Annotated in this window: 19 protein-coding genes and 2 pseudogenes; 10 read left to right on the top strand and 11 right to left on the bottom strand. The window is 71.6% G+C overall.

Features of this window, described 5'->3' with window-relative positions; translation table 11 throughout:
- The first annotated feature begins 71 nt into the window (after window positions 1-71).
- Complete coding sequence (locus BFN33_RS16335) at window positions 72-509, top strand: MarR family winged helix-turn-helix transcriptional regulator (RefSeq protein ID WP_069760789.1); 438 nt, start codon at window positions 72-74, stop codon at window positions 507-509.
- 169 nt (window positions 510-678) lie between these two features.
- The gene (locus BFN33_RS16340) at window positions 679-1,059 is read left to right on the top strand and encodes an anti-sigma factor antagonist (protein ID WP_370743293.1); all 381 of its coding nucleotides are present in this window, start codon (window positions 679-681) and stop codon (window positions 1,057-1,059) included.
- A gap of 7 nt (window positions 1,060-1,066) precedes the next feature.
- On the opposite strand, the gene BFN33_RS16345 is transcribed toward BFN33_RS16340, so the two are convergent.
- Window positions 1,067-2,017, bottom strand: a complete 951-nt coding sequence (locus BFN33_RS16345) for a ribose-phosphate pyrophosphokinase (protein WP_069760791.1) — start codon at window positions 2,015-2,017, stop codon at window positions 1,067-1,069.
- 200 nt (window positions 2,018-2,217) lie between these two features.
- Here BFN33_RS16345 and otr(A) point away from each other — a divergent pair, with 200 nt between their 5' ends.
- Complete coding sequence (gene otr(A) / locus BFN33_RS16350; protein WP_069760792.1) at window positions 2,218-4,068, top strand: tetracycline resistance ribosomal protection protein Otr(A); 1,851 nt, start codon at window positions 2,218-2,220, stop codon at window positions 4,066-4,068.
- Window positions 4,069-4,074: 6 nt separating this feature from the next.
- Here otr(A) and BFN33_RS16355 read toward each other — a convergent pair whose 3' ends face one another.
- Complete coding sequence (locus BFN33_RS16355; RefSeq protein WP_069760793.1) at window positions 4,075-5,268, bottom strand: cytochrome P450; 1,194 nt, start codon at window positions 5,266-5,268, stop codon at window positions 4,075-4,077.
- 151 nt (window positions 5,269-5,419) lie between these two features.
- Between BFN33_RS16355 and BFN33_RS16360 the strand changes: the two genes are divergently transcribed.
- Window positions 5,420-6,082, top strand: a complete 663-nt coding sequence (locus BFN33_RS16360) for a DUF4230 domain-containing protein (protein ID WP_057612942.1) — start codon at window positions 5,420-5,422, stop codon at window positions 6,080-6,082.
- Here BFN33_RS16360 and BFN33_RS16365 read toward each other — a convergent pair.
- The 6 genes and pseudogenes from BFN33_RS16365 to BFN33_RS16390 all read right to left on the bottom strand — a co-directional run bounded on the left by BFN33_RS16365 (window position 6,083) and on the right by BFN33_RS16390 (window position 9,810).
- Window positions 6,083-7,842, bottom strand: a pseudogene (locus BFN33_RS16365) (complex I subunit 5 family protein).
- Window positions 7,842-8,189: a sodium:proton antiporter gene (locus BFN33_RS16370; protein WP_069760794.1), complete on the bottom strand. Its 348-nt coding sequence runs from the start codon at window positions 8,187-8,189 to the stop codon at window positions 7,842-7,844. Before BFN33_RS16370 ends, BFN33_RS16365 begins: the two are co-directional and overlap by 1 nt.
- Entirely contained in the window at window positions 8,189-8,929 is a 741-nt protein-coding gene (mbhE, locus tag BFN33_RS16375; protein ID WP_069760795.1) for a hydrogen gas-evolving membrane-bound hydrogenase subunit E, read from the bottom strand. The genes BFN33_RS16370 and mbhE overlap by 1 nt, the downstream gene beginning before the upstream one ends.
- Window positions 8,926-9,186: a DUF4040 domain-containing protein gene (locus BFN33_RS16380; RefSeq protein WP_069760796.1), complete on the bottom strand. Its 261-nt coding sequence runs from the start codon at window positions 9,184-9,186 to the stop codon at window positions 8,926-8,928. The genes mbhE and BFN33_RS16380 overlap by 4 nt, the downstream gene beginning before the upstream one ends.
- Window positions 9,179-9,631 (bottom strand): monovalent cation/H+ antiporter complex subunit F, encoded by a 453-nt coding sequence (locus tag BFN33_RS16385; protein ID WP_069760797.1) that lies wholly within the window; start codon window positions 9,629-9,631, stop codon window positions 9,179-9,181. The genes BFN33_RS16380 and BFN33_RS16385 overlap by 8 nt, the downstream gene beginning before the upstream one ends.
- Window positions 9,628-9,810, bottom strand: coding sequence for a hypothetical protein (locus tag BFN33_RS16390; protein WP_069760798.1), 183 nt, complete (start codon window positions 9,808-9,810; stop codon window positions 9,628-9,630). The genes BFN33_RS16385 and BFN33_RS16390 overlap by 4 nt, the downstream gene beginning before the upstream one ends.
- A gap of 214 nt (window positions 9,811-10,024) precedes the next feature.
- Between BFN33_RS16390 and BFN33_RS16395 the strand changes: the two genes are divergently transcribed.
- Together BFN33_RS16395 and BFN33_RS16400 are read left to right on the top strand one after the other, a co-directional pair.
- Window positions 10,025-10,603 (top strand): VanZ family protein, encoded by a 579-nt coding sequence (locus tag BFN33_RS16395; RefSeq protein WP_069760799.1) that lies wholly within the window; start codon window positions 10,025-10,027, stop codon window positions 10,601-10,603.
- A gap of 110 nt (window positions 10,604-10,713) precedes the next feature.
- A complete protein-coding gene (locus BFN33_RS16400; protein ID WP_069760800.1) occupies window positions 10,714-11,940 on the top strand; it encodes a glycoside hydrolase family 16 protein in 1,227 nt (408 codons plus the stop codon).
- 9 nt (window positions 11,941-11,949) lie between these two features.
- Here the strand turns inward: BFN33_RS16400 and BFN33_RS16405 are convergent, their stop codons facing one another.
- The 3 genes and pseudogenes from BFN33_RS16405 to BFN33_RS16415 all read right to left on the bottom strand — a co-directional run bounded on the left by BFN33_RS16405 (window position 11,950) and on the right by BFN33_RS16415 (window position 13,546).
- A complete protein-coding gene (locus BFN33_RS16405; protein ID WP_069760801.1) occupies window positions 11,950-12,186 on the bottom strand; it encodes a hypothetical protein in 237 nt (78 codons plus the stop codon).
- Between the two features lie 43 nt (window positions 12,187-12,229).
- Window positions 12,230-12,610, bottom strand: a pseudogene (locus BFN33_RS16410) (DNA topoisomerase IB); the annotation flags it as partial.
- A 126-nt stretch (window positions 12,611-12,736) separates the two neighbouring features.
- Window positions 12,737-13,546, bottom strand: coding sequence for an SDR family oxidoreductase (locus BFN33_RS16415; RefSeq protein ID WP_069760802.1), 810 nt, complete (start codon window positions 13,544-13,546; stop codon window positions 12,737-12,739).
- Between the two features lie 180 nt (window positions 13,547-13,726).
- On the opposite strand from BFN33_RS16415, the gene BFN33_RS16420 reads away from it, so the two are divergent.
- From BFN33_RS16420 to BFN33_RS16435, 4 genes are all read left to right on the top strand, one after another.
- On the top strand, window positions 13,727-14,764 hold the full coding sequence (locus BFN33_RS16420; protein ID WP_069760803.1) for a PHP domain-containing protein: 1,038 nt from the start codon (window positions 13,727-13,729) through the stop codon (window positions 14,762-14,764).
- A gap of 39 nt (window positions 14,765-14,803) precedes the next feature.
- Entirely contained in the window at window positions 14,804-15,460 is a 657-nt protein-coding gene (locus BFN33_RS16425) for an HAD family hydrolase (RefSeq protein ID WP_069760804.1), read from the top strand.
- 29 nt (window positions 15,461-15,489) lie between these two features.
- Window positions 15,490-16,659, top strand: coding sequence for an aromatic acid exporter family protein (locus BFN33_RS16430; RefSeq protein WP_069760805.1), 1,170 nt, complete (start codon window positions 15,490-15,492; stop codon window positions 16,657-16,659).
- Window positions 16,660-16,966: 307 nt separating this feature from the next.
- Window positions 16,967-17,926, top strand: coding sequence for an SDR family NAD(P)-dependent oxidoreductase (locus BFN33_RS16435; protein ID WP_069760806.1), 960 nt, complete (start codon window positions 16,967-16,969; stop codon window positions 17,924-17,926).
- Window positions 17,927-18,225 lie beyond the last annotated feature (299 nt).

Genomic DNA, 18,225 nt, shown 5'->3' on the forward strand with positions numbered 1-18,225 from the left:
ACAAACAGGATTCCTGTTGGTTCGCAGTCTCTTTACAGCCAGGTTTCCTGTCAATGGTCTAGCCTGAACCCATGCTCGACACACAGGTGACCAAGGCGTCCCCGTCACTCCTCTACATGGTGAAACAGGTGGAGCTGGTCGTCCGTTCCCATCTGGACGACCTGGTCAGGCCGTCCGGGATCACCGCTCTGCAGTACACGGCCCTCACGGTCCTGGAGCGGCACGACGGACTGTCGGCGGCTCAGCTGGCCCGGGACTCGTTCGTCACCGCCCAGTCGATCGCCGATCTCGTGCGCTCCCTGGAGACCCGCGGGCTGGTGCGCCGCGAGCGCAATCCGAAGAACCGCCGCGAGCTGCTGATCCTGCTGACCGAGGAGGGGCGCGCGCTGCTCGCACAGCACGAGGGCCCCGTGCGGGAGCTGGAGGAGCGGATGGTGCGGGACCTCACCGCCCACCAGACCGAGCAGTTCCGTCAAGCGCTCACCACGGCCTGGCACGCCCTGTCGTGAGCCGGGCGCGAGCCCCGCGCGAACCCGTTGCGAACTGGCGGCCGCAATTCGAAGACATATGTCAATCGAACATGCTCAAATTCACCTCATCGAGGGTAACTTGCAGGGCGGGGGACGGATGTGCGCGCACCCCATGCCGCCTGTGCAGCCGGTTGGAGGCGATGTCGTCGTGCAGCAGGAGTCCGCACCGCTGTCCCGGCATCTGCGCATCCACCAGGACCGCGGTCACACGGTGCTGGAGTTCCACGGGGAGATCGACATCGCCGCGGCCGTGGAGCTCCTCCCCCATCTGGACCGCGTCACGGGGCATCCCGACGCACGACTGGTCATCGACCTCAGCGGAGTGGAGTTCTTCGACTGCTCCGGGCTTCGGCTGCTGTACCGGGCCCGCTCGCGCGTGCTCGACAACAACGGAAAGCTGCTCCTGGTCTGCACGCATCCGCTCACCCTGCGGGTCATCCGGGTGACCGGCCTGTCCCGGCTGCTGCCCCCGCTGCCGTCGCTGGACGCGGCCCTGGGCCGGCCCGAGGCCACGGCCGAGACGTTATGACCGTGCGCTATTCGCTCCGCGCGTCGAACAGGGCGCTGACGGACTCACCGTTGTGAATGCGCCGTACGGCCTCGGCGAGCGCCGGGGCGATGGACAGGATCCGCAGCTTGTCGGTGCGCTCCTCGTCGGGGACCGGCACGGTGTTGGTGCACACGATCTCCAGTACATCGGGCTGCTCGCCGATCCTCTTCAGGGCACCCTGCGCGAACAGACCGTGCGTGCACGCCACCCGGATGGAGCGCGGCCCCAGCTCCCGTAGCCTGTCGAGCAGCTCCAGGACCGTGCTGCCCTTGGCGATCTCGTCGTCCAGCACGATGACGTCCCGTCCGGCGACCTCGCCGATGACGTCACTGATACTGACCCGGTCGTCGGCGAACCGCTGCTTGGCGCCCGCGGCCACCTGGGCGCCGATCAGCCGGGCGAAGGCGGCAGCCTCCTTGGCGTTGCCGAGGTCCGGGGAGACGACAGTGGTACGGGAGAGGTCGTACTGCCGGAAGTGCGCGGCCAGCTCGCGCAGGGCGTGCAGGTGGTCGACGGGCACCGAGAAGAAGCCGTGCACCTGCGGGGAGTGCAGGGTCATGGCGAGGACACGGCTCGCCCCCGCCGACACCATCAGGTCGGCGACGAGCCGCCCGCCGAGGGAGATACGGGGCTCGTCCTTCTTGTCGGAGCGGGCGTAGGAGTAGTGCGGCATGACGACGGTGATCCGGCGTGCCGAGGCACCGCGTGCCGCGTCGCACATCAGCAGCAGTTCCACCAGGTGTTCCTGGACCGGCCTGACCAGCGGCTGGATGAGGAAGACGTCCCGCTCCCGGCAGTTCGCCTGGAGCTGCACCTCCAGGCAGTCGTTGGCGAACCGGCTGACCCGGGTGGGGCTGAGCGGCACACCGAGATGCGCGCAGACCTCCGCCGCCAGCTCGGAGTGGGCGCTACCGCTGAACACGGCGATGTCTCGCACGGACCTGCTCCTAGGATGATCATCTCGGGCTGCCGGGCTCATGCTACTGCCGGCCGATATTCGGTTGCGGTGCCCCGGTCCGCGGGCGCCATGATGGCCGCGTCCGTCTCTCCCCACCGTCAGGATCCCTCGCATGCGCCGACTTCTCGAATCGACCCAGCGCCCCCTTCGGCCCACGGTTCTCGAGGACTCGACCACGCATGCACACCACCCTGAACATCGGCATTCTGGCCCACGTCGACGCCGGTAAGACCAGCCTCACCGAGCGGCTGCTGTTCGACCACGGCGCGATCGACCGGCTCGGCAGCGTCGACACCGGTGACACCCGCACGGACGACGGCGCGATCGAGCGGCAGCGCGGCATCACCATCCGCTCCGCGGTCGCCTCCTTCACCGTCGGCGACACCCGGATCAACCTCATCGACACCCCGGGCCACTCCGACTTCATCGCCGAGGTCGAGCGTGCCCTGGAGGTACTCGACGGCGCGGTGCTGCTGTTGTCCGCCGTGGAGGGCGTACAGGCGCAGACCCGGGTACTGATGCGGACCTTGCGCAGGCTGCGGCTGCCCACCCTGGTCCTCGTCAACAAGATCGACCGGGCGGGCGCCCGCGCCGAGGACCTGCTCGCCGACATCCGACGCCGGCTGACGCCGCACGTCGCCCCGCTGACGCAGGCGGCGGGCATCGGCACGTCCGGCGCCCGCGTGAGGGTCCTCGCGAAGGACGACCGGCGACTGGCCGAGGCTCTCGCCGACGTGGACCCGGACATCCTCACCGCGGTCGTGGACGGCCCCGAGCCCACCCCGGACGACCTCGACAAGGCCCTTGCCGCCCGCACCGCCGACGGCTCCTTCCACCCCGTGTTCTTCGGCTCCGCCCTCGGCGGCCAGGGCATCCCCGAACTGGTCGAAGGGATGATCCGGCTGATTCCCCGCCCTCCCGTGACAACCGCGGGTGATCCGCGCGGGACGGTGTTCGCGGTGCGGCCCGGACCCGGCGGCGAGCGCACCGCGTACCTGCGGCTCTACGGCGGTGAGGTGACCGAACGGCAGCGCCTCACCCTCCTCAGGCGCGAGGCCGACGGGACGACCAGCCGGGTGTCCGGCCGGGTCACCCGTCTCGCCGGGCCGCTGACCGCGGGGAACATCGCGGCGCTGGTCTTCTCCTCCGGCCTGCGGGTGGGCGACCGGCTCGGCGAAGTGACCGAGCACGCACCGCAGTTCGCGCCCCCGACGCTGGAGACCCTGGTCACCGCCCGCCAACCCGAACAGGCGGCTCGGCTGCGCTCGGCGCTGCTGGACCTCGCCGACCAGGACCCGCTGATCCACGCCCGTCCCACGACCGGGGGCGCCACCGCACTGCTCCTGTACGGCGAGGTCCAGATGGAGGTGCTCGCGGCGACCCTCGCCCAGGACTTCGGTGTCGAGGCGGACTTCGAGCCGGCCCGGGTCCGGTATCTGGAGCGCCCGCGCGGTTCGGGGGAGGCTGACGAGAGCAATCCCTGGCATCTCGGGACCCGCTACTGGGCGACGATCGGACTGCGGGTCGAGCCGGGCGAGCGGGGCTCCGGCGGGGTGTTCGCATACGAGACGGAACTCGGCGCACTCCCCCGGGCATTCCACCAGGCCATCGAGGAGACGGTCCACGCGAGCATGCGGACCGGGCTGACGGGCGCGACCGTGACGGACTACCGGGTCGTTCTCTTCCGCTCCGGTTTCATCGGTCCGCTCAGTACCGCCGCCGACTTCCGGGGTCTCACGCCGATCGTGCTGCGCCGGGCCCTGGAGCAGGCCGGGACGCGGCTGTTCGAGCCGTACCACGCGTTCGAGGCGGAGGTCCCCCTCGACGCGCTGGCCACGATCACCGCGCAACTCGCCTCGGCGGGGGCCGAGTTCACCGGAACGACCGGCGGCAGCACCGCATGGGTGATCACCGGCGAGCTCCCGGCCCGGAGGGCGCGCGAGATCGAACTGCGGCTGCCCGGTCTCACGCACGGCGAGGGGGTGTGGTGGTCCAGGCCCTCGGGCGACCGGGAACTCAAGCCTCACTAGGAGTACTCACCACGACACCGGCAGCCGCCGCGGCCCCCGTGTCATCTGTCCCTCCCGCCACGCGATCGTCTCCGGCGTGAACTCGGCCCGCAGTCCGGGGAACCGGACCGCCAGCCGATGCAGGGCCAGCCCCAGCTCCAGTCGGGCCAGCCAGGCGCCCAGGCAGTGGTGGGGACCGGCGCCGAAGACCACGCTCGGTGTGGTCAGCGGGGCGAACAGATCGGTCTCGTCGGGCTGCGGGAAGACGTCGGGGTCCCTGTTCGCCGCGTTGGTCTGGACGGCGACCACGGCCCCCGCCGGAATCGTCACGCCGCCGACCTCGACCTCCTCCACGGCCCGGCGGATCAGCCCGGGCAGCACCCTCCCCTCGCTCAACGGGATGGTGCGCAGGAGCTGCTCGACCGCGGTCTCGGCCGCCTCCTGGCTCTCGGCGAGGCCCGGCCAGGCGTGGCGCCCGTCGGTGAGGAGGTGGACGACGATGTTGCCGAGAGCGGTCATCGTCGTCTCGTGTCCGGCGACGACCAGGCCCAGGACCAGGACGACCAGTCGGGGCTCCTCGATCCCGAGCTCGTCGCCGGCGACGACCAGGGCGCTCACCAGGTCGTCACCCGGCTCCTTGCGCCGTTCGGCGAGCAGTTCCGCGCAGAACAGACCGAACTCCCGCATGGCCGCGCCGACTTCCTCGGCACTGTGGGCACCGCCGGACAGGGCGTGGTCGGCCCAGCCCCGGATGCGCTCCCAGTCGGCGTGTTCAAGGCCCATCAGCCGGGAGATCACCGACACCGGCAGCCGACGGGTGAACCCCTCGACGATGTCGGCCGGTTGCGGCTGCCCCGCGAGGTCGTCGAGGAGGGTCTCCACCACGGAGGCGGTCCAAGGCCGCCAGCGGGCGACCGCGCGGGGGGTGAAGGCCCGCTGGACCGTGCCCCGCAGCAGCTGGTGGGACGGGCCGTCCTGGTTGAGCAGGCCGTCCGGGGAGTCCAGCAGGTTCGGTACGACGAGCAGGGGCGGGGCGTCCGCGTCCCTGAGGGACTTCCTGTTGAAGCGGGGGTCCATGAGCACCTGGCGCACATCGGCGTAGCGGGTCACGAGCCACACCGGGGTGCCGGTGGCCAGGGCGGTGAGCCGGGGCGGGCCGTTCTCGGGCAGGGGGATGCGGTGCATGGGACGAAGGGTCCGGGACGTGCTGTCCGTGCTCATCCAAGTCTCCAGACACGCCGGTACACAGAGTTCTCCACGCTAGTGCGCCCCGCTGTGTCCCGGCAGTGTCCCAATCAGCCAACAAGACGGTCCCGCAGGGCTTTTGAGGGTCATCCCTGGGCATCCGTGCAATAGGAAGGAGGGCCGTCGCATGACGACTCCCATCAGGCGCGTGTCCAGGCGCATGCCCGGCTGGGCGAAGATACTGACCGCCGTCGTGGTGGTGCTCGTGGTGTTCTTCGCCGGGATCCGGTTCAGTGTGCTCCCTGGCCTCAAGGACCTGTTCGGCACGGAGACCCACGACCGTTCGGGTCCCGCACTTCTGGAGTCCATCCAGGACATCAGCCGTTACGACGCCGCCTCCGGCAATTTCCAGGTCGTCGTGGACCTGGAGAAGGACACCAAGTACCTGCCCGACGCGATCCGCGGCTCCCGCACCCTGTATGTCGGGGCGGGCGCCGTCGACGCCTACGTCGACCTCGGCAAGGTCGCCAAGAACGACGTGACGGTCAACGAGGACCGCACGGCCGCCACCCTCCATCTGCCGCACGCGCAGCTCGGCAAGGCCACGCTGGACGCCGACCGCTCCTACGCGGTCTCCAAGCAGCGCGGTCTGCTCGACCGGCTCGGCGACTTCTTCTCCGACAACCCCAACGGCGAACAGGCCGTGCAGAAGCTCGCGGTGAAGCACATCAACGAGGCGGCGAAGGAGAGCGAGCTGACGAAGCGGGCCGAGACCAACACCACCAACATGCTGAAGGGCCTGCTGAGTTCGCTCGGCTTCAAGAAGGTCGAGGTCACCTACGGCAGCTGATCAGCCGCCGAGCATGCCCGGCAGGGTGAGGGCGCCGAGCACGGTGGTGCCGACCAGTACCCAGGCCACGTAGTCGCCGACGTGCCCGGACTGCAGGCGCCGCAGCGGCAGCGCCCGGTCCGGTGCGGCGAACGGCTTCGGGCGGATGACGGCGAGGAGGGCGAGGACCCCGGCCAGCAGGGTCGAGACCAGGCCGAGCAGGACCCCGGCCGGGGTCCAGTGGACGGAGGTGAACACCCCCGCGGATCCGGTCTCGTTCACGGAGTGGGCGACCACCTTCGCGAAACCGGGAGCCACGCCGACGGCCACGGCTCCGGCGAGCAGCACGGCGGGCACCGCCGTCATGGTGTCCGGGATCCGGCCGAGCCGGTGCCGGGTCTCGGGCCGCTCACCGGACCCGGTGGTCTCGTACCCCGAACCCACCTCGGGCGTGGGGCCCAGGCCGCCGAACACCCTGGCGGCGACCCGCAGCACGGCCCCGGCGGTCACCGCGCTCGCCGCCACGTACAGCACCGTGAGCGGGCCTCCGACGGCCTCCTCCGTCACCGACTTGCCGAGTGCCGTGCCGAACGGCGGCAGGCCCGCGAGGCCGAGGGCTCCCAGGACGAACAGCACGGCGACGCCCTTGAGTTCGCGGGCCTTGCCGTGCAGGGCGTGCTCGTCGACGCTGCCGTACCGGTCGAGGAGGATGCCGGTGCACGCGAACAGGGCCGCCTTCACTCCGGCGTGGCCGAGAACGTACAGGGCGATCCCGTCGTCGGCCTCGGGCTTCAGGACGCCGATGCCGATGAGGAAGAGCCCGGTGTGGGCGACCGTCGAGTAGGCCAGCAGTCGTTTGATGTGCCTCTGGTACCAGCACATCACCGCGCCGATCACTGCCGTCAGCGCGCCGAGCACCACGAGGGCCCGCTCGAACTCGGCGGCCGGGACGCCGCCGGGTCCGGAGAAGACCGTGCCGTAGACGCGCCAGATGCCGAAGGTGCCGAGTTCGACCATGACCCCCGACAGCAGCATGCACACGGGGGTGGGGGCGACGGCGTGCGCGTCGGGCAGCCAGAAGTGGAAGGGGACGGCGGCCGCCTTGACCAGCAGTCCGGTCATGACCAGGACGAACGCGGTGAGGACCAGGGCGTCGGGGCGGCCGTGCGCGTCCAGCCCGCGCCCGATCCGGTGCATGCCCAGCTCGCCGGTGCGCGCGTACAGCAGCCCGATGCCCATGAGCATGGCGTAGGCGCCGAGCGAGGTGACGACCGCGAAGGTCAGCGCGCCCTGCACGGCCCTGGCCTCCTCGACCCGGTGGCCGGTGAGGGCGTACGCCACGACGCTCATCAGCTCGAACCACACGAACGCGTTGAACAGGTCGCCCGCGATCGCGAACCCGCACATGCCGCCCTGGAAGAGCAGCAGGAGCGCGGGGAAGGAACCGGCGTGACCGCGCGGCGGTTCGTCGAAGTAGGCCAGGAGTACGCCAGCGCCGACAGGGTGAGCAGGGATGCCAGCGCGGCCATGCCGAGGCCGGGCCCGTCGCCGATCAGGACGATGCCGACGCTCTGTCCCTCCACGGGGGTCCAGCCGCCGGCCCACTCCAGGAAGGGCGGGGAGCAGTTCAGCAGGAGGACGAGGGCGAGGGCGGCCGTGCCCGCGGACACCGCGCAGCCGACGGTCTCGGCGACGGGCCGGGGCACCAGGCGGCCGCCGGCGACCAGCAGGGCGGCGCCGAGCAGCGGTACGGCCACCAGCAGGGGCAGCGAAGCGTCCATCAGCCGCGCAGCTCGGAGAGTTCGTCGGGATCGACCGTGCCGTGCCGTTTGGCGACCTGCACGACGAGGGCGAGCAGCAGGGCGGTGACGGTGGCGCCGACGACGACATCGGTCAGCGTCAGGGCCTGCACGACCGGGTCGACGACCGGGCGCGAGCCGGGTTTCAGGTCGGAGAAGACGGGGGCGGTGGCGCCGTCGCGGTAGCCGACCGTGAGCAGCAGCACGTAGGTGGCGGCCTGGCACACGGACAGACAGCCGACGGCGTGGATCAGGTTGCGGCTGGTGGCGAGGCCGTAACAGCCGGCCAGGAAGACCCATCCGGCCACCAGATAGGGAAAGACGTCCATCACTTCCCGTTCCCCTCCTCGATCTCGACGGCCTGGTCCAGGAAGCGGGCGAGCAGGACGACGACCGCGCAGGCGACCTCCATGCCGACGGCCGCGTTCAGCAGGGGGACGGTGCCGCCGGAGGACAGCGTGTTGAAGGTGCCGTACGGCAGCACGGTGTTGGCGAGGAAGGCCGTACCGCCGATCAGTCCGGCGAGGCCGGTGACGACGTAGGCGGAGGTCGCGATCGCGTCGCCGGTCTCGTACAGGCCGACCGGCCGGACACGTTCCAGGGCCCGGTAGTCGGCGCCCAGGTAGAGCAGGTGCAGGGAGGTCGCGGCGACGACCCCGCCCTGGAAGCCGCCGCCGGGGCTCAGCTGGCCGTGGGCGATCACGTAGAGGCCGGTGAGCAGGGCGACGGGCAGGACGAGGAGGGCGTGGCGGCGGACCGGGCGGGCCACCTTCTCGGGGGCGGGGCGGTCGCGGTGTTCGTCACGGGTCTGCCGCAGCAGGACCCCGCAGCCGACGACGGCCGCGAAGAGGATGGTCATCTCGCCGAGGGTGTCGAAGGCGCGCTGGTCGAAGTTGACGGAGGCGATGACGTTGGCGGTGTGCCGGGCCAGGGAGGCGTGGACGGCGCGGTCGCCGTAGGGGTGGTGGTCGCCGCCGAAGGCGGGCAGGTCGAGGGCGGCGGCCACGAAGAGGGTCGCCAGACCCGCGCCGCCCACCGCCAGGAGCCACAGTCGGACGCGTCGGCTCACCGGTGGCGTCCTTCCTTCCGCCCGCGCCGCTTCACCTTGTGGACCGCGAGCAGGAGCAGCAGCGGGGTGAGGGCGGAGCCGACCGCCAGCTGCGACAGGGCCACGTCGGGTGCCTGGAGCACGGTGAACAGGACCGCCAGGACCACGCCGAGCACGGCCAGCACGAGGGCCTGGCGCACGGGGTCGCGGACGGCCACCGCCGCCGTCGCGGAGACGGCGACCAGCACCAGGGCGACGACGATCACCGCGTCAGCCACGGCGGAGCTCCGGGAACCCGCCGGACAGGGCGCGTGAGGCGACGAGGTTCCCGCCGATCAGCAGGACACCGACGACCAGGAGCTTGGCCATGGCCCGGCTCGGGCCGACGGTCACGCACACCGCGAGTACGACCACCGCGCCGACCGCGGCGGCCGCGTAGGTCAGGCCCCAGGCGCTCGGCGGGTCCTCGGCCAGTTCGTCGGCGAGCAGCCTGGCGAAGACGAGGGTGCCGACCGGGCCCAGCAGGGCGAGGACCAGGGCGAGATCGACGTAGGAGGGACGGTCGTAGCCCTGGGAGAGCAGCAGGAGGGCGGGGCAGGCGAAGGCGGTGCACAGGTTCTGTGCCACGACCCGGCGCCCGAGCGGTCCGGTGGCGACGCCCCACACGGTGGCGCCCACTCCCCCGCCGAGGGTGACGGTCGCCGCGAGGATCCAGCCGTTCACCGGCCCGTCACCGACCTTCGGGCGGCCCGGGCGGCGAGTGCGCCGAGGCCGGCGACGGCGGCGCCGACCGTGAGCTCCAGAGTGTCCACGGTGCTGATGAACACGAGCCAGAGGACGGCGAGCGCGGTCCACCAGCCGAGGAGTTCGGCCGTGGCGAGGAGTGTCGTACGCCCGTTCATGCGCCACCTCCTCGCCACCGCTGCCTGGGACAGGTCCGTCGCGCGCCATCCAAACACCGGCCCGAGGGCGTGCGGTGGCGACGCGCGCGGTACTCAGCCCGGAGTGCCCCGACCGTACGAAGGGAAACCGGGGCCGGTCGGGGCGCGGCGGCATTCTCGGACCGTTCGGGGGTAATCGCCCCACGACACGGGGAAGTTGAGAGTGGAGGACTTAATGGCCTGGGCGCCCTCACGTTCGCGAGCGGGGTCGGACACCGGCACCACCAAGACCGAGCGGGCGGCGAAGCCCGCCCGCCCGCGGCGCGATCCGCTCTCCCTCGTCGTGCGTTTCGTGGCGATGGTGTTCGCGTTCGCCTTCATGGTGGCGTTCGCCGTCGTCCTGGCACGACTGACCCTCGAACCGTCGCCGGCTTCGGTGGACCTGACACACACCAACCTGCATCCCGGTGACTCCCTCAAGGCCTATCTGGACCAGCCCGAGATGCGGGACGCGGTCAAGCAGATCGGCGGGAACATCCTGCTGGGCGTGCCGTTCGGAGTCCTGGTGCCGATCATCGCTCCCAAGACCCGGGGGCTGCTGCGGATCGTGCTGCTGACGGCCGTGGTGATGCTGCTCGTCGAATTCGCACAGGGAGCGCTCGTGGAGGGGCGGGCCTTCGACATCGACGACGTCATCCTCAACACCTCCGGCGCTCTGATCGGCTATCTGCTGCTGGGACGGCGGCTGAGCCGGGCGGTGCACAAGAAGCCGGCCGCCAAGAAGTCGGCCGCCAAGTCGGCGAAGAAGGCGTAGGGAATCCCTCCTGGCTCAACTCCTGGTCCGTACCAAAGTATTGACGAGCCCTTAACTCACTCCTTAAATCAAGAGGCGACACCTTCACCCCCCACCTCGAAGGAAGAGCCGTGGCCGCCTCACGCCTGCTGCGCAGATGTCTCCTCGCCGCCCTGTCCGCCGTCCTCATCTCGTCGGGTACCGCCCAGGCGGACCCACCCGCCGCGGCCTCGTCCGCCGCGGCGGTGACCTTCTCCGACACCTTCGACGGGCCCGCCGGAGCCGCCGTCGACTCCTCGAAGTGGCAGATCGAGACCGGCGACAACGTCAACAACCATGAGCGGCAGTACTACACGTCGGGCAACAAGAACGCCGCTCTGGACGGCCAGGGCCATCTCGTGATCACGGCGCGGCGCGAGAACCCGGCGAACTACCAGTGCTGGTACGGCACCTGCCAGTACACCTCGGCCCGGCTGAACACCTCCGGGAAGTTCACGGCGCAGTACGGGCACGTCGAGGCGCGGATGAAGATCCCGCGCGGGCAGGGCATGTGGCCGGCGTTCTGGATGCTCGGCACCCCGGTCAACTGGCCGGACTCGGGCGAGATCGACGTCATGGAGAACGTCGGCTTCGAGCCCTCTACCGTGCACGGCACGATCCACGGCCCCGGCTACTCCGGCTCGGGCGGCATAGGCGCCGGCTACTCCCTGCCGAACGGCCAGGCCTTCGCGGACGCCTTCCACACCTTCGCCGTCGACTGGGCACCCGACTCGATCACCTGGTCCGTGGACGGGAACGGCTACCAGCGCCGCACCCCCGCCGACCTGGGCGGCCGCACCTGGGTGTTCAACAAGCCGTTCTTCCTGATCCTGAACCTCGCGGTCGGCGGCTACTGGCCCGGCGACCCGGACGGCTCCACGGTCTTTCCGCAGCAGCTCGTGGTGGACCACGTGTCGGTGACCACCGGCGACACGGCGACGGGGACGGCGATCCGGGGCCTGGCCGGCAAGTGCGTGGACGTCGCCGGGGCGACCCCCGCGAACGGGACGGCCGTCCAGCTCTACGACTGCAACGGCACCGCCGCCCAGCAGTGGACCGTCGGCTCGGACGGAACGATCCGCGCGCTCGGGAAGTGCCTGGACGTGACGGGCGGCGGCACCGCGGACGGGACAGCGGTCCAGCTCTACGACTGCAACGGCTCCGGCGCCCAGCGGTGGACCGTCACGGGCGCACGCGACATCGTCAACCCGCAGGCCGACAAGTGCCTCGACGTGACCGGAAACAGCTCGGCCAACGGCACGCGGTTGCAGCTGTGGACCTGCACGGGCGGCGCCAACCAGAAGTGGACCGTCGGCTGAACCGGTGGGTCAGTGCCGGGTCCAGGTGAACTTGTCGCCGCCCACCCAGCGCACCACGTCCGGGTCGTCCAGGTCGTGCACCGTGATACCGAAGGCGGCGGCCGCCTCCAGGACGTCGGTGACGGCCCTCGCCTCGCCGACCACCTCCCCGTCGATCTCCACGATCCGGAAGGGAGGCGTGGTCGGCTGGACCCCGAGCACGATGATCCGCGGATTGGCGATGTGCGGGCTCGCGATTTCGGTCATGGAACGAGCGTAGAACGCATCGCGCGGGAGGGAGAGTCGTGCGTCATCCGCCGAGCAGGTCGAGGACCGCCGCCTCGACCGCGCCCTGGGTGGCCGGCCGCCCGAAGTCCCCGTGTTCGCCCAGCCGGGTGAGCGCGGGGGCGATCGTCTCCCCCTCTTCGAACAGCTCGAAGACCCGTGGGTCGATGTAGGAGGCGCGGCACACCGCGGGCGTGCTGCCCAGGTAGTGGCTGACCTCGCGCACCGTCCGGGCCATCTGGCGGCGGCGGGCCGTCGGGGTGGCCCGGGCCTCCTGGGCGGTGACGGCGAGGCCGACGGCCGCCGGCACCGTGGCGTGCCAGGTGCGGAAGTCCTTGGCCGTGATCTCGGTGCCGGCCAGCCGGCACAGCGCCTCGTTCAGGTCGGCTCCGTGCAGGTCGTGCCAAGGCGCGGATGCGGGCGAGCACGTCCGGGTCGGTGATCGGCTCGCCCTCGGAGTCCCGGTAACGGAATCCCCTCCCGCAGCGGACCCGGGTGAAGCCGGGGCGGTCGCAGGCACTGGTGCGCAGTCTCAAGGGCGCCGCCATTCGTCGTCTCCGAGGTGCGAGCCGGCCTGAGGGCCCATCCGGAGCATGCCGCCGTCGACACTCCAGGACGCGCCGGTGACGTACGTGGCCTCGGGGCCGGCGAGGAAGGCGATCACGCCCGCGACCTCACGTGCGTCCCCCGGACGGCCGAGCGGGACGCCGGGGCGGTCCTCGGTGTGGACGTCGGTGTCCTTCTGACCCGTCATCGGGGTGGCGATCTCGCCGGGTGCGACCGCGTTGACGGTGATGCCGTGTTCGGCGAGTTCCAGGGCCATCACCTGGGTGAGCAACCCGAGGCCGCCCTTGGCCGCGCAGTACGGGGCGGCGCCGACCCGCGGCTGGTGCTCGTGGACGGAGGTCACGTTGACGATCCGGCCGCCGGAGCCCTGCCGGATCATGTGCCGAGCGGCCCGCTGGCCGCAGAGGAAAGGGCCGACGAGGTCGACGTCGAGGACCTCGCGGACGGTGTCGAGCTCCAGGTCGAGGAAGGGCGTCATGGTGCCCGTGCCCGCGTTGTTGACCAGGACGTCGAGGCGGCCGAGCCGGTCGCACAGTTCGTCGACCGTGCCGGCGGCGACGGGCAGCCGTGTGAGGTCCATCTGGGCCACGGCGGCCCGCTGCCCGTGGGCGCGGACCTCCTCGGCGGTCTCCTCGGCACCTTGGAGATCGGTGTGCCACGTGATGCCGATGTCCATCCCCGCCCGGGCCAGCCGGACGGCGGTGGCCCTGCCGATACCGGAGTCGGCTCCGGTGATCACGGCCACCTTGGTGCGAGGTGCGGTGGGGGCGGACATCTGGGCCTCCTCGGGAAGGGGAGCGTCGTCTGGGGCGACGAGGCGGTTGCCGGACGTCCGGGGTCCGAGGTCCTGATGACATCCGACGAGGCATCGCAGTACCCGGCGATGTACCCGACAAACCGGCCGCCCGTCGTGCGGGCCCCATGGGCGTGGGGAACCCTGGAGGAGGAGGTGGCGATGGATCCCGTCGAAGCCCTGGAGCGGATCGCCTTCCTGCTGGAGCGGTCCCTGGCACCGACGTACCGCGTCCGTGCCTTCCGTACGGCGGCCCGGGTGCTGGCCGAGCTGCCCGCGGACGAGGTGCGCGAGCGCGCGCGGGCCGGGTCGCTGGAGTCGCTCAAGGGCGTCGGCCCGAAGACGGCGCAGGTGGTGAGTGAGGCGCTGGACGGAGGGGTGCCGGGCTACCTGGAGAAGCTGGAGGGTGAGTCCACCGCGCCACGGCACCAGGGCGGCGAGAAGCTGCGGGCGCTGTTGCGGGGCGACTGCCATCTGCACTCCGACTGGTCGGACGGCGGCAGCCCGATCGAGGAGATGGGCCGGACCGCGGCGGAACTCGGCCATGAGTGGGCGGTGCTGACCGACCACTCACCGCGGCTGACCGTGGCCCGGGGGCTGTCCCCGGAGCGGCTGCGGCACCAGCTGGACGTGGTGGCGGCGCTGAACGAGACATGGGCGCCGTTCCGGCTGCTCACCGGCATCGAGTGCGACATCCTCGACGACGGCTCGCTGGACCAGGAACCGGAACTCCTGGAGCGGCTGGACGTGGTGGTGGTGTCCGTGCACTCCAAGTTGCGCATGGACGCCCGGTCGATGACCCGGCGCATGGTGGCCGCCGTACGCGATCCGCACGCGAACGTCCTCGGGCACTGCACGGGACGGCTGGTGACCGGGCGGGGGCGGCCCGAGTCGGAGTTCGACGCGGACGAGGTGTTCGCCGCGTGCGCCGAGTCCGGCACGGCGGTGGAGATCAACAGTCGTCCCGAGCGCCTCGACCCGCCGCGCCGGCTGCTGCGCCGGGCGGTCGACGCGGGCGTGCTGTTCTCGGTCGACACCGACGCGCACGCGCCCGGCCAGCTCGACTGGCAGATCCTCGGGTGCGCGCGGGCGGAGGAGTGCGGGGTGCCCGCCGAGCGGATCGTGACCACCTGGGCTCTGGAGGAGCTGCTGGACTGGTCCCGCGAGGGCCGGGTGCCGTCCCGAGTGGCGAACGTCTGACGTGGTACTAGGGAGGGCACCACAGGAAAGGGGCGGTTCATGCAACGCGCGGCAGTGTTCGACGTCGACGGCACTCTGGTGGACACCAATCACCTGCATGTGACGACGTGGTGGGAGGCGCTCCGGCAGGCGGGCCACCAGGTGCCGATGCACGCCGTCCATCGGGCCATCGGACTCGGCTCCGACGACCTCGTCGCCCATCTCCTCGGCGACGACCGCGACAAGGACCAGGACGACGAGCTCAGCGCCGCCCACAAGGCCCTGTACGGGCAGTACTTCGACCGGTTGCCGGCGCTCCAGGACGCCGGTCGGCTGCTGCGCCGCCTCGACCGGGACGGCTGGCGGGTGGTGCTCGCCACCTCGGCGGGCGGGGCGGAGCTGGCGGCGCTGCGCCGGGCGATCTCCGCGGACGACGCGATCATGGCCACCGCGAGCGCCGACGACGTGACGGAGGGCAAGCCCGCCCCCGAGCCCGTCGAACACGCGCTGGAGCTGGCCGGGGTGCCCGCGGAGCACGCGGTCTTCGTCGGCGACACCGTCTGGGACATGCGGGCCGGCTCCCGGGCCGGCGTGCGCTGCGTCGGCGTCCTGTGCGGCGGCATCCCGCGCTCCGACCTGGAGGAGGCGGGCGCGCAGGCGATCTACGACGATCCGGCCCACCTGCTGGCATCCCTTGCGGACAGTCCCTTGGCATGACGTGCCGGACGGCACGGAACCCACCACAGATGACTGGTGTGACGGAAGCTCTACGTCGACAGCCCCGCCCGACGCACGCGCTGCGGCAGGAGGCACATGCCGTCGGGCGGTCAGCCCGTGCCGCCTGCCGGGGGCCCGGGCGGGAGCGCGATCTGCTCGTGCAGTCGCTCAAGGCCTCGGTCGCCGCGATCCTCGCCTGGCTCGTGGCGGGCGTGTGGTTGGGCGACCCGATGGCCCTGATGGCGCCCTGGGTGGCGGTCGTCCTGGTGCAGGCCACCGTGTACAGCTCGTTGATGCAGGCCGCTCGCCAGTTCACGGCGATCTGCGCCGGGGCGCTGTTGGCGTCGCTGGCCCTGGCCGTCACCGGGAACACGCTGGGTGCCGTGGCGCTGTCGGTGCCGCTGCTGATGCTGCTGGCGAACTGGCCGCGCTTCGGCGACCAGGGGATCTACGGCGCCACCACCGCGCTGTTCACCCTCTCCACCGGCGCCGCCGACGTCTCGGCCGTCAGCCACCGGGTGGGTCAGGCCGCGCTCGGCGCCGTCATCGGAATCGCCGTGAACGCGTTGGTGCTTCCGCCGATCCATCTGCGGGACGTACGCGAGAACCTCGCGGCGCTGGCTCGGGAGGCGGGCGACGTGCTGTACACCGTGGCCGGTGACCTGCGGGACGGCGAGTGGGACGCGCAGGGCTGGTCTCATGCCTCGTCCCGGCTGGAACGCCGGCTGGGCGCGCTGCGGTCCGCGCGTGGCTGGAGCCGGGAGAGCCTGCGGCTGACCGCCGCCCCGCGGCGTGCCGTACGGCGGCTTCCCGAGTCCGTCCCGCCGGAAGAGGACGACGAGCGCTGGAGCCGTGTCACCGGGCACATCCGCGCGCTCACCCGGACCCTGGCCGTGGCCGCCGACGACGGCCGCACCTCCGCGCCACCCGCCAGGCCGGTGCTGGACGCCTACGCCGACCTCCTGCAGCTGATCGGCGACGCCTGTCAAGCGGAGAGCGACCGGCTGCTGACGGCCGACGGCCAGTCCCGGCCGGACGACCATGCCGAGTCGGCGATGCGGGAGCTGCGCGAACAGCTCCAGGACGGGCTGCGGGAGCACGCCGGGAACGGGGGCGACGGCACGACGGTGCTGGGGAGCCTGCTGCTGCAGGCCGAGAACCTGTGGAGCGAGACCGTTCCGGCCGGTCGGAACGGGTGACACAGCTCACCCGCAAACGCCCTGAACGGTGGAACACCCAAGGGTCGTTGCCCGTTGAACAGACCGTGGGTACGGACGGGACAGTGTCCCCGGGCCTCACCTTTTGCCCACAGGGACGATCGTTCGGCTGAAGCCCTGTGGAGCGTTTCGCCGAGAGGCGACCGCCGTCCGTATCCACCGCCAGACCGCCCCGACCGTGATTCCCCCGTCCGGTCGGGGCTTCCTCTTGTCCGGGCCCGGTGCCCGGGTGGTGTGGGCGTGTTGTGGGGTTGACTTCGAGAGCACTCCAATTCGTAGCGTTCCCGTCATGAGCACTGCACAGCACAAGATCGGTTCGGGGTTCGGCGCCCACAGCACCGCCGACGAGGTTCTCGCGGGCATCGACCTGTCCGGCAAGCTCGCCATCGTCACCGGCGGCTACTCGGGGCTCGGTCTGGAGACCACCCGGGCGCTCACGAAGGCGGGCGCCCGGGTCGTCGTCCCGGCCCGGCGTCCCGACACCGCCTGGAAGGCCCTGGCCGGCCTCGAAGGTGTCGAACTGGACGAACTCGACCTCGACGACCTGGAAAGCGTGCGCGCCTTCGCCGAACGGTTCCTCGACTCGGGCCGCACGGTCGACCTCGTCATCGACAACGCCGGGATCATGGCCTGTCCGGAGACGCGGGTCGGGCCCGGCTGGGAGGCGCAGTTCGCGACCAACCACCTCGGTCACTTCGCGCTGGTCAACCGGCTGTGGCCGGCGATCGAGCCCGGCGGCGCCCGCGTGGTCTCGGTGTCCTCGCGCGCCCACCACTTCTCCGGGATGCGCTGGGACGACGTCCACTGGCGGACCGGCTACGACAAGTGGCAGGCCTACGGCCAGGCCAAGTCGGCGAACGTCCTGTTCGCCGTCCACCTCGACCGGCTCGGCGCCGACCGCGGTGTGCGGGCCTTCTCGCTCCACCCGGGCGGCATCCTCACCCCGTTGCAGCGCCACCTGCCCAAGGCGGAGATGGTGGAGCGCGGCTGGATCGACGAGCAGGGCAACGTGCTCAACCCCTCGGGCTTCAAGAGCCCGGAGCAGGGGGCGGCCACACAGGTGTGGGCGGCGACCTCGCCCCAACTGGCCGGGATGGGCGGCGTCTACCTGGAGGACTGCGACATCGCGGAGCCCGCCGTCGACGGCGACGAGAGCGGCGGCGTCAAGGCGTGGGCGACCGACCCGGAGCAGGCGGAGCGCCTGTGGACGCTGTCGGCGGAGCTCACGGGCGTGAACGCGTTCGCCTGAGCCTTCCGGTCGGCCGGCGCCGAGATCGCCGGGGCGTTTGACCCGGTCGGCGCCGAGGGCCCTGCGGCCCTTCGACACGGCCGACGTCGAGATCCCCGGRCCCTTCRACACGATCGGCRCCGAGGCCKGCCCCYGACCRAGGRCTCTGGGCAACGCCCCTCCGTGGGGCCCGAGACCCACGGCCGACGTCGAGATTCCTACGRCCCTCCGACACCGCCGACGCCCAAACCCCGGACCCTTCRACACGATCGGCRCCGAGGCCKGCCCCCGACCGAGGGTCCTGGCCGAGGATGCCCCTC

The sequence above is a fragment of the Streptomyces sp. LUP47B genome (assembly GCF_001746295.1).
GTDB lineage: Bacteria > Actinomycetota > Actinomycetes > Streptomycetales > Streptomycetaceae > Streptomyces.

Coding starts and splice junctions, on each gene's coding strand:
- BFN33_RS16335 (WP_069760789.1), top strand. CDS start 72: ATGCTCGACACACAGGTGACCAAGGCGTCCCCGTCACTCCTCTACATG.
- BFN33_RS16355 (WP_069760793.1), bottom strand. CDS start 5,268: ATGAGCACGGACAGCACGTCCCGGACCCTTCGTCCCATGCACCGCATC.
- BFN33_RS16360 (WP_057612942.1), top strand. CDS start 5,420: ATGACGACTCCCATCAGGCGCGTGTCCAGGCGCATGCCCGGCTGGGCG.
- BFN33_RS16370 (WP_069760794.1), bottom strand. CDS start 8,189: ATGGACGTCTTTCCCTATCTGGTGGCCGGATGGGTCTTCCTGGCCGGC.
- BFN33_RS16390 (WP_069760798.1), bottom strand. CDS start 9,810: ATGAACGGGCGTACGACACTCCTCGCCACGGCCGAACTCCTCGGCTGG.
- BFN33_RS16395 (WP_069760799.1), top strand. CDS start 10,025: ATGGCCTGGGCGCCCTCACGTTCGCGAGCGGGGTCGGACACCGGCACC.
- BFN33_RS16405 (WP_069760801.1), bottom strand. CDS start 12,186: ATGACCGAAATCGCGAGCCCGCACATCGCCAATCCGCGGATCATCGTG.
- BFN33_RS16415 (WP_069760802.1), bottom strand. CDS start 13,546: ATGTCCGCCCCCACCGCACCTCGCACCAAGGTGGCCGTGATCACCGGA.
- BFN33_RS16420 (WP_069760803.1), top strand. CDS start 13,727: ATGGATCCCGTCGAAGCCCTGGAGCGGATCGCCTTCCTGCTGGAGCGG.
- BFN33_RS16425 (WP_069760804.1), top strand. CDS start 14,804: ATGCAACGCGCGGCAGTGTTCGACGTCGACGGCACTCTGGTGGACACC.
- BFN33_RS16430 (WP_069760805.1), top strand. CDS start 15,490: ATGACTGGTGTGACGGAAGCTCTACGTCGACAGCCCCGCCCGACGCAC.
- BFN33_RS16435 (WP_069760806.1), top strand. CDS start 16,967: ATGAGCACTGCACAGCACAAGATCGGTTCGGGGTTCGGCGCCCACAGC.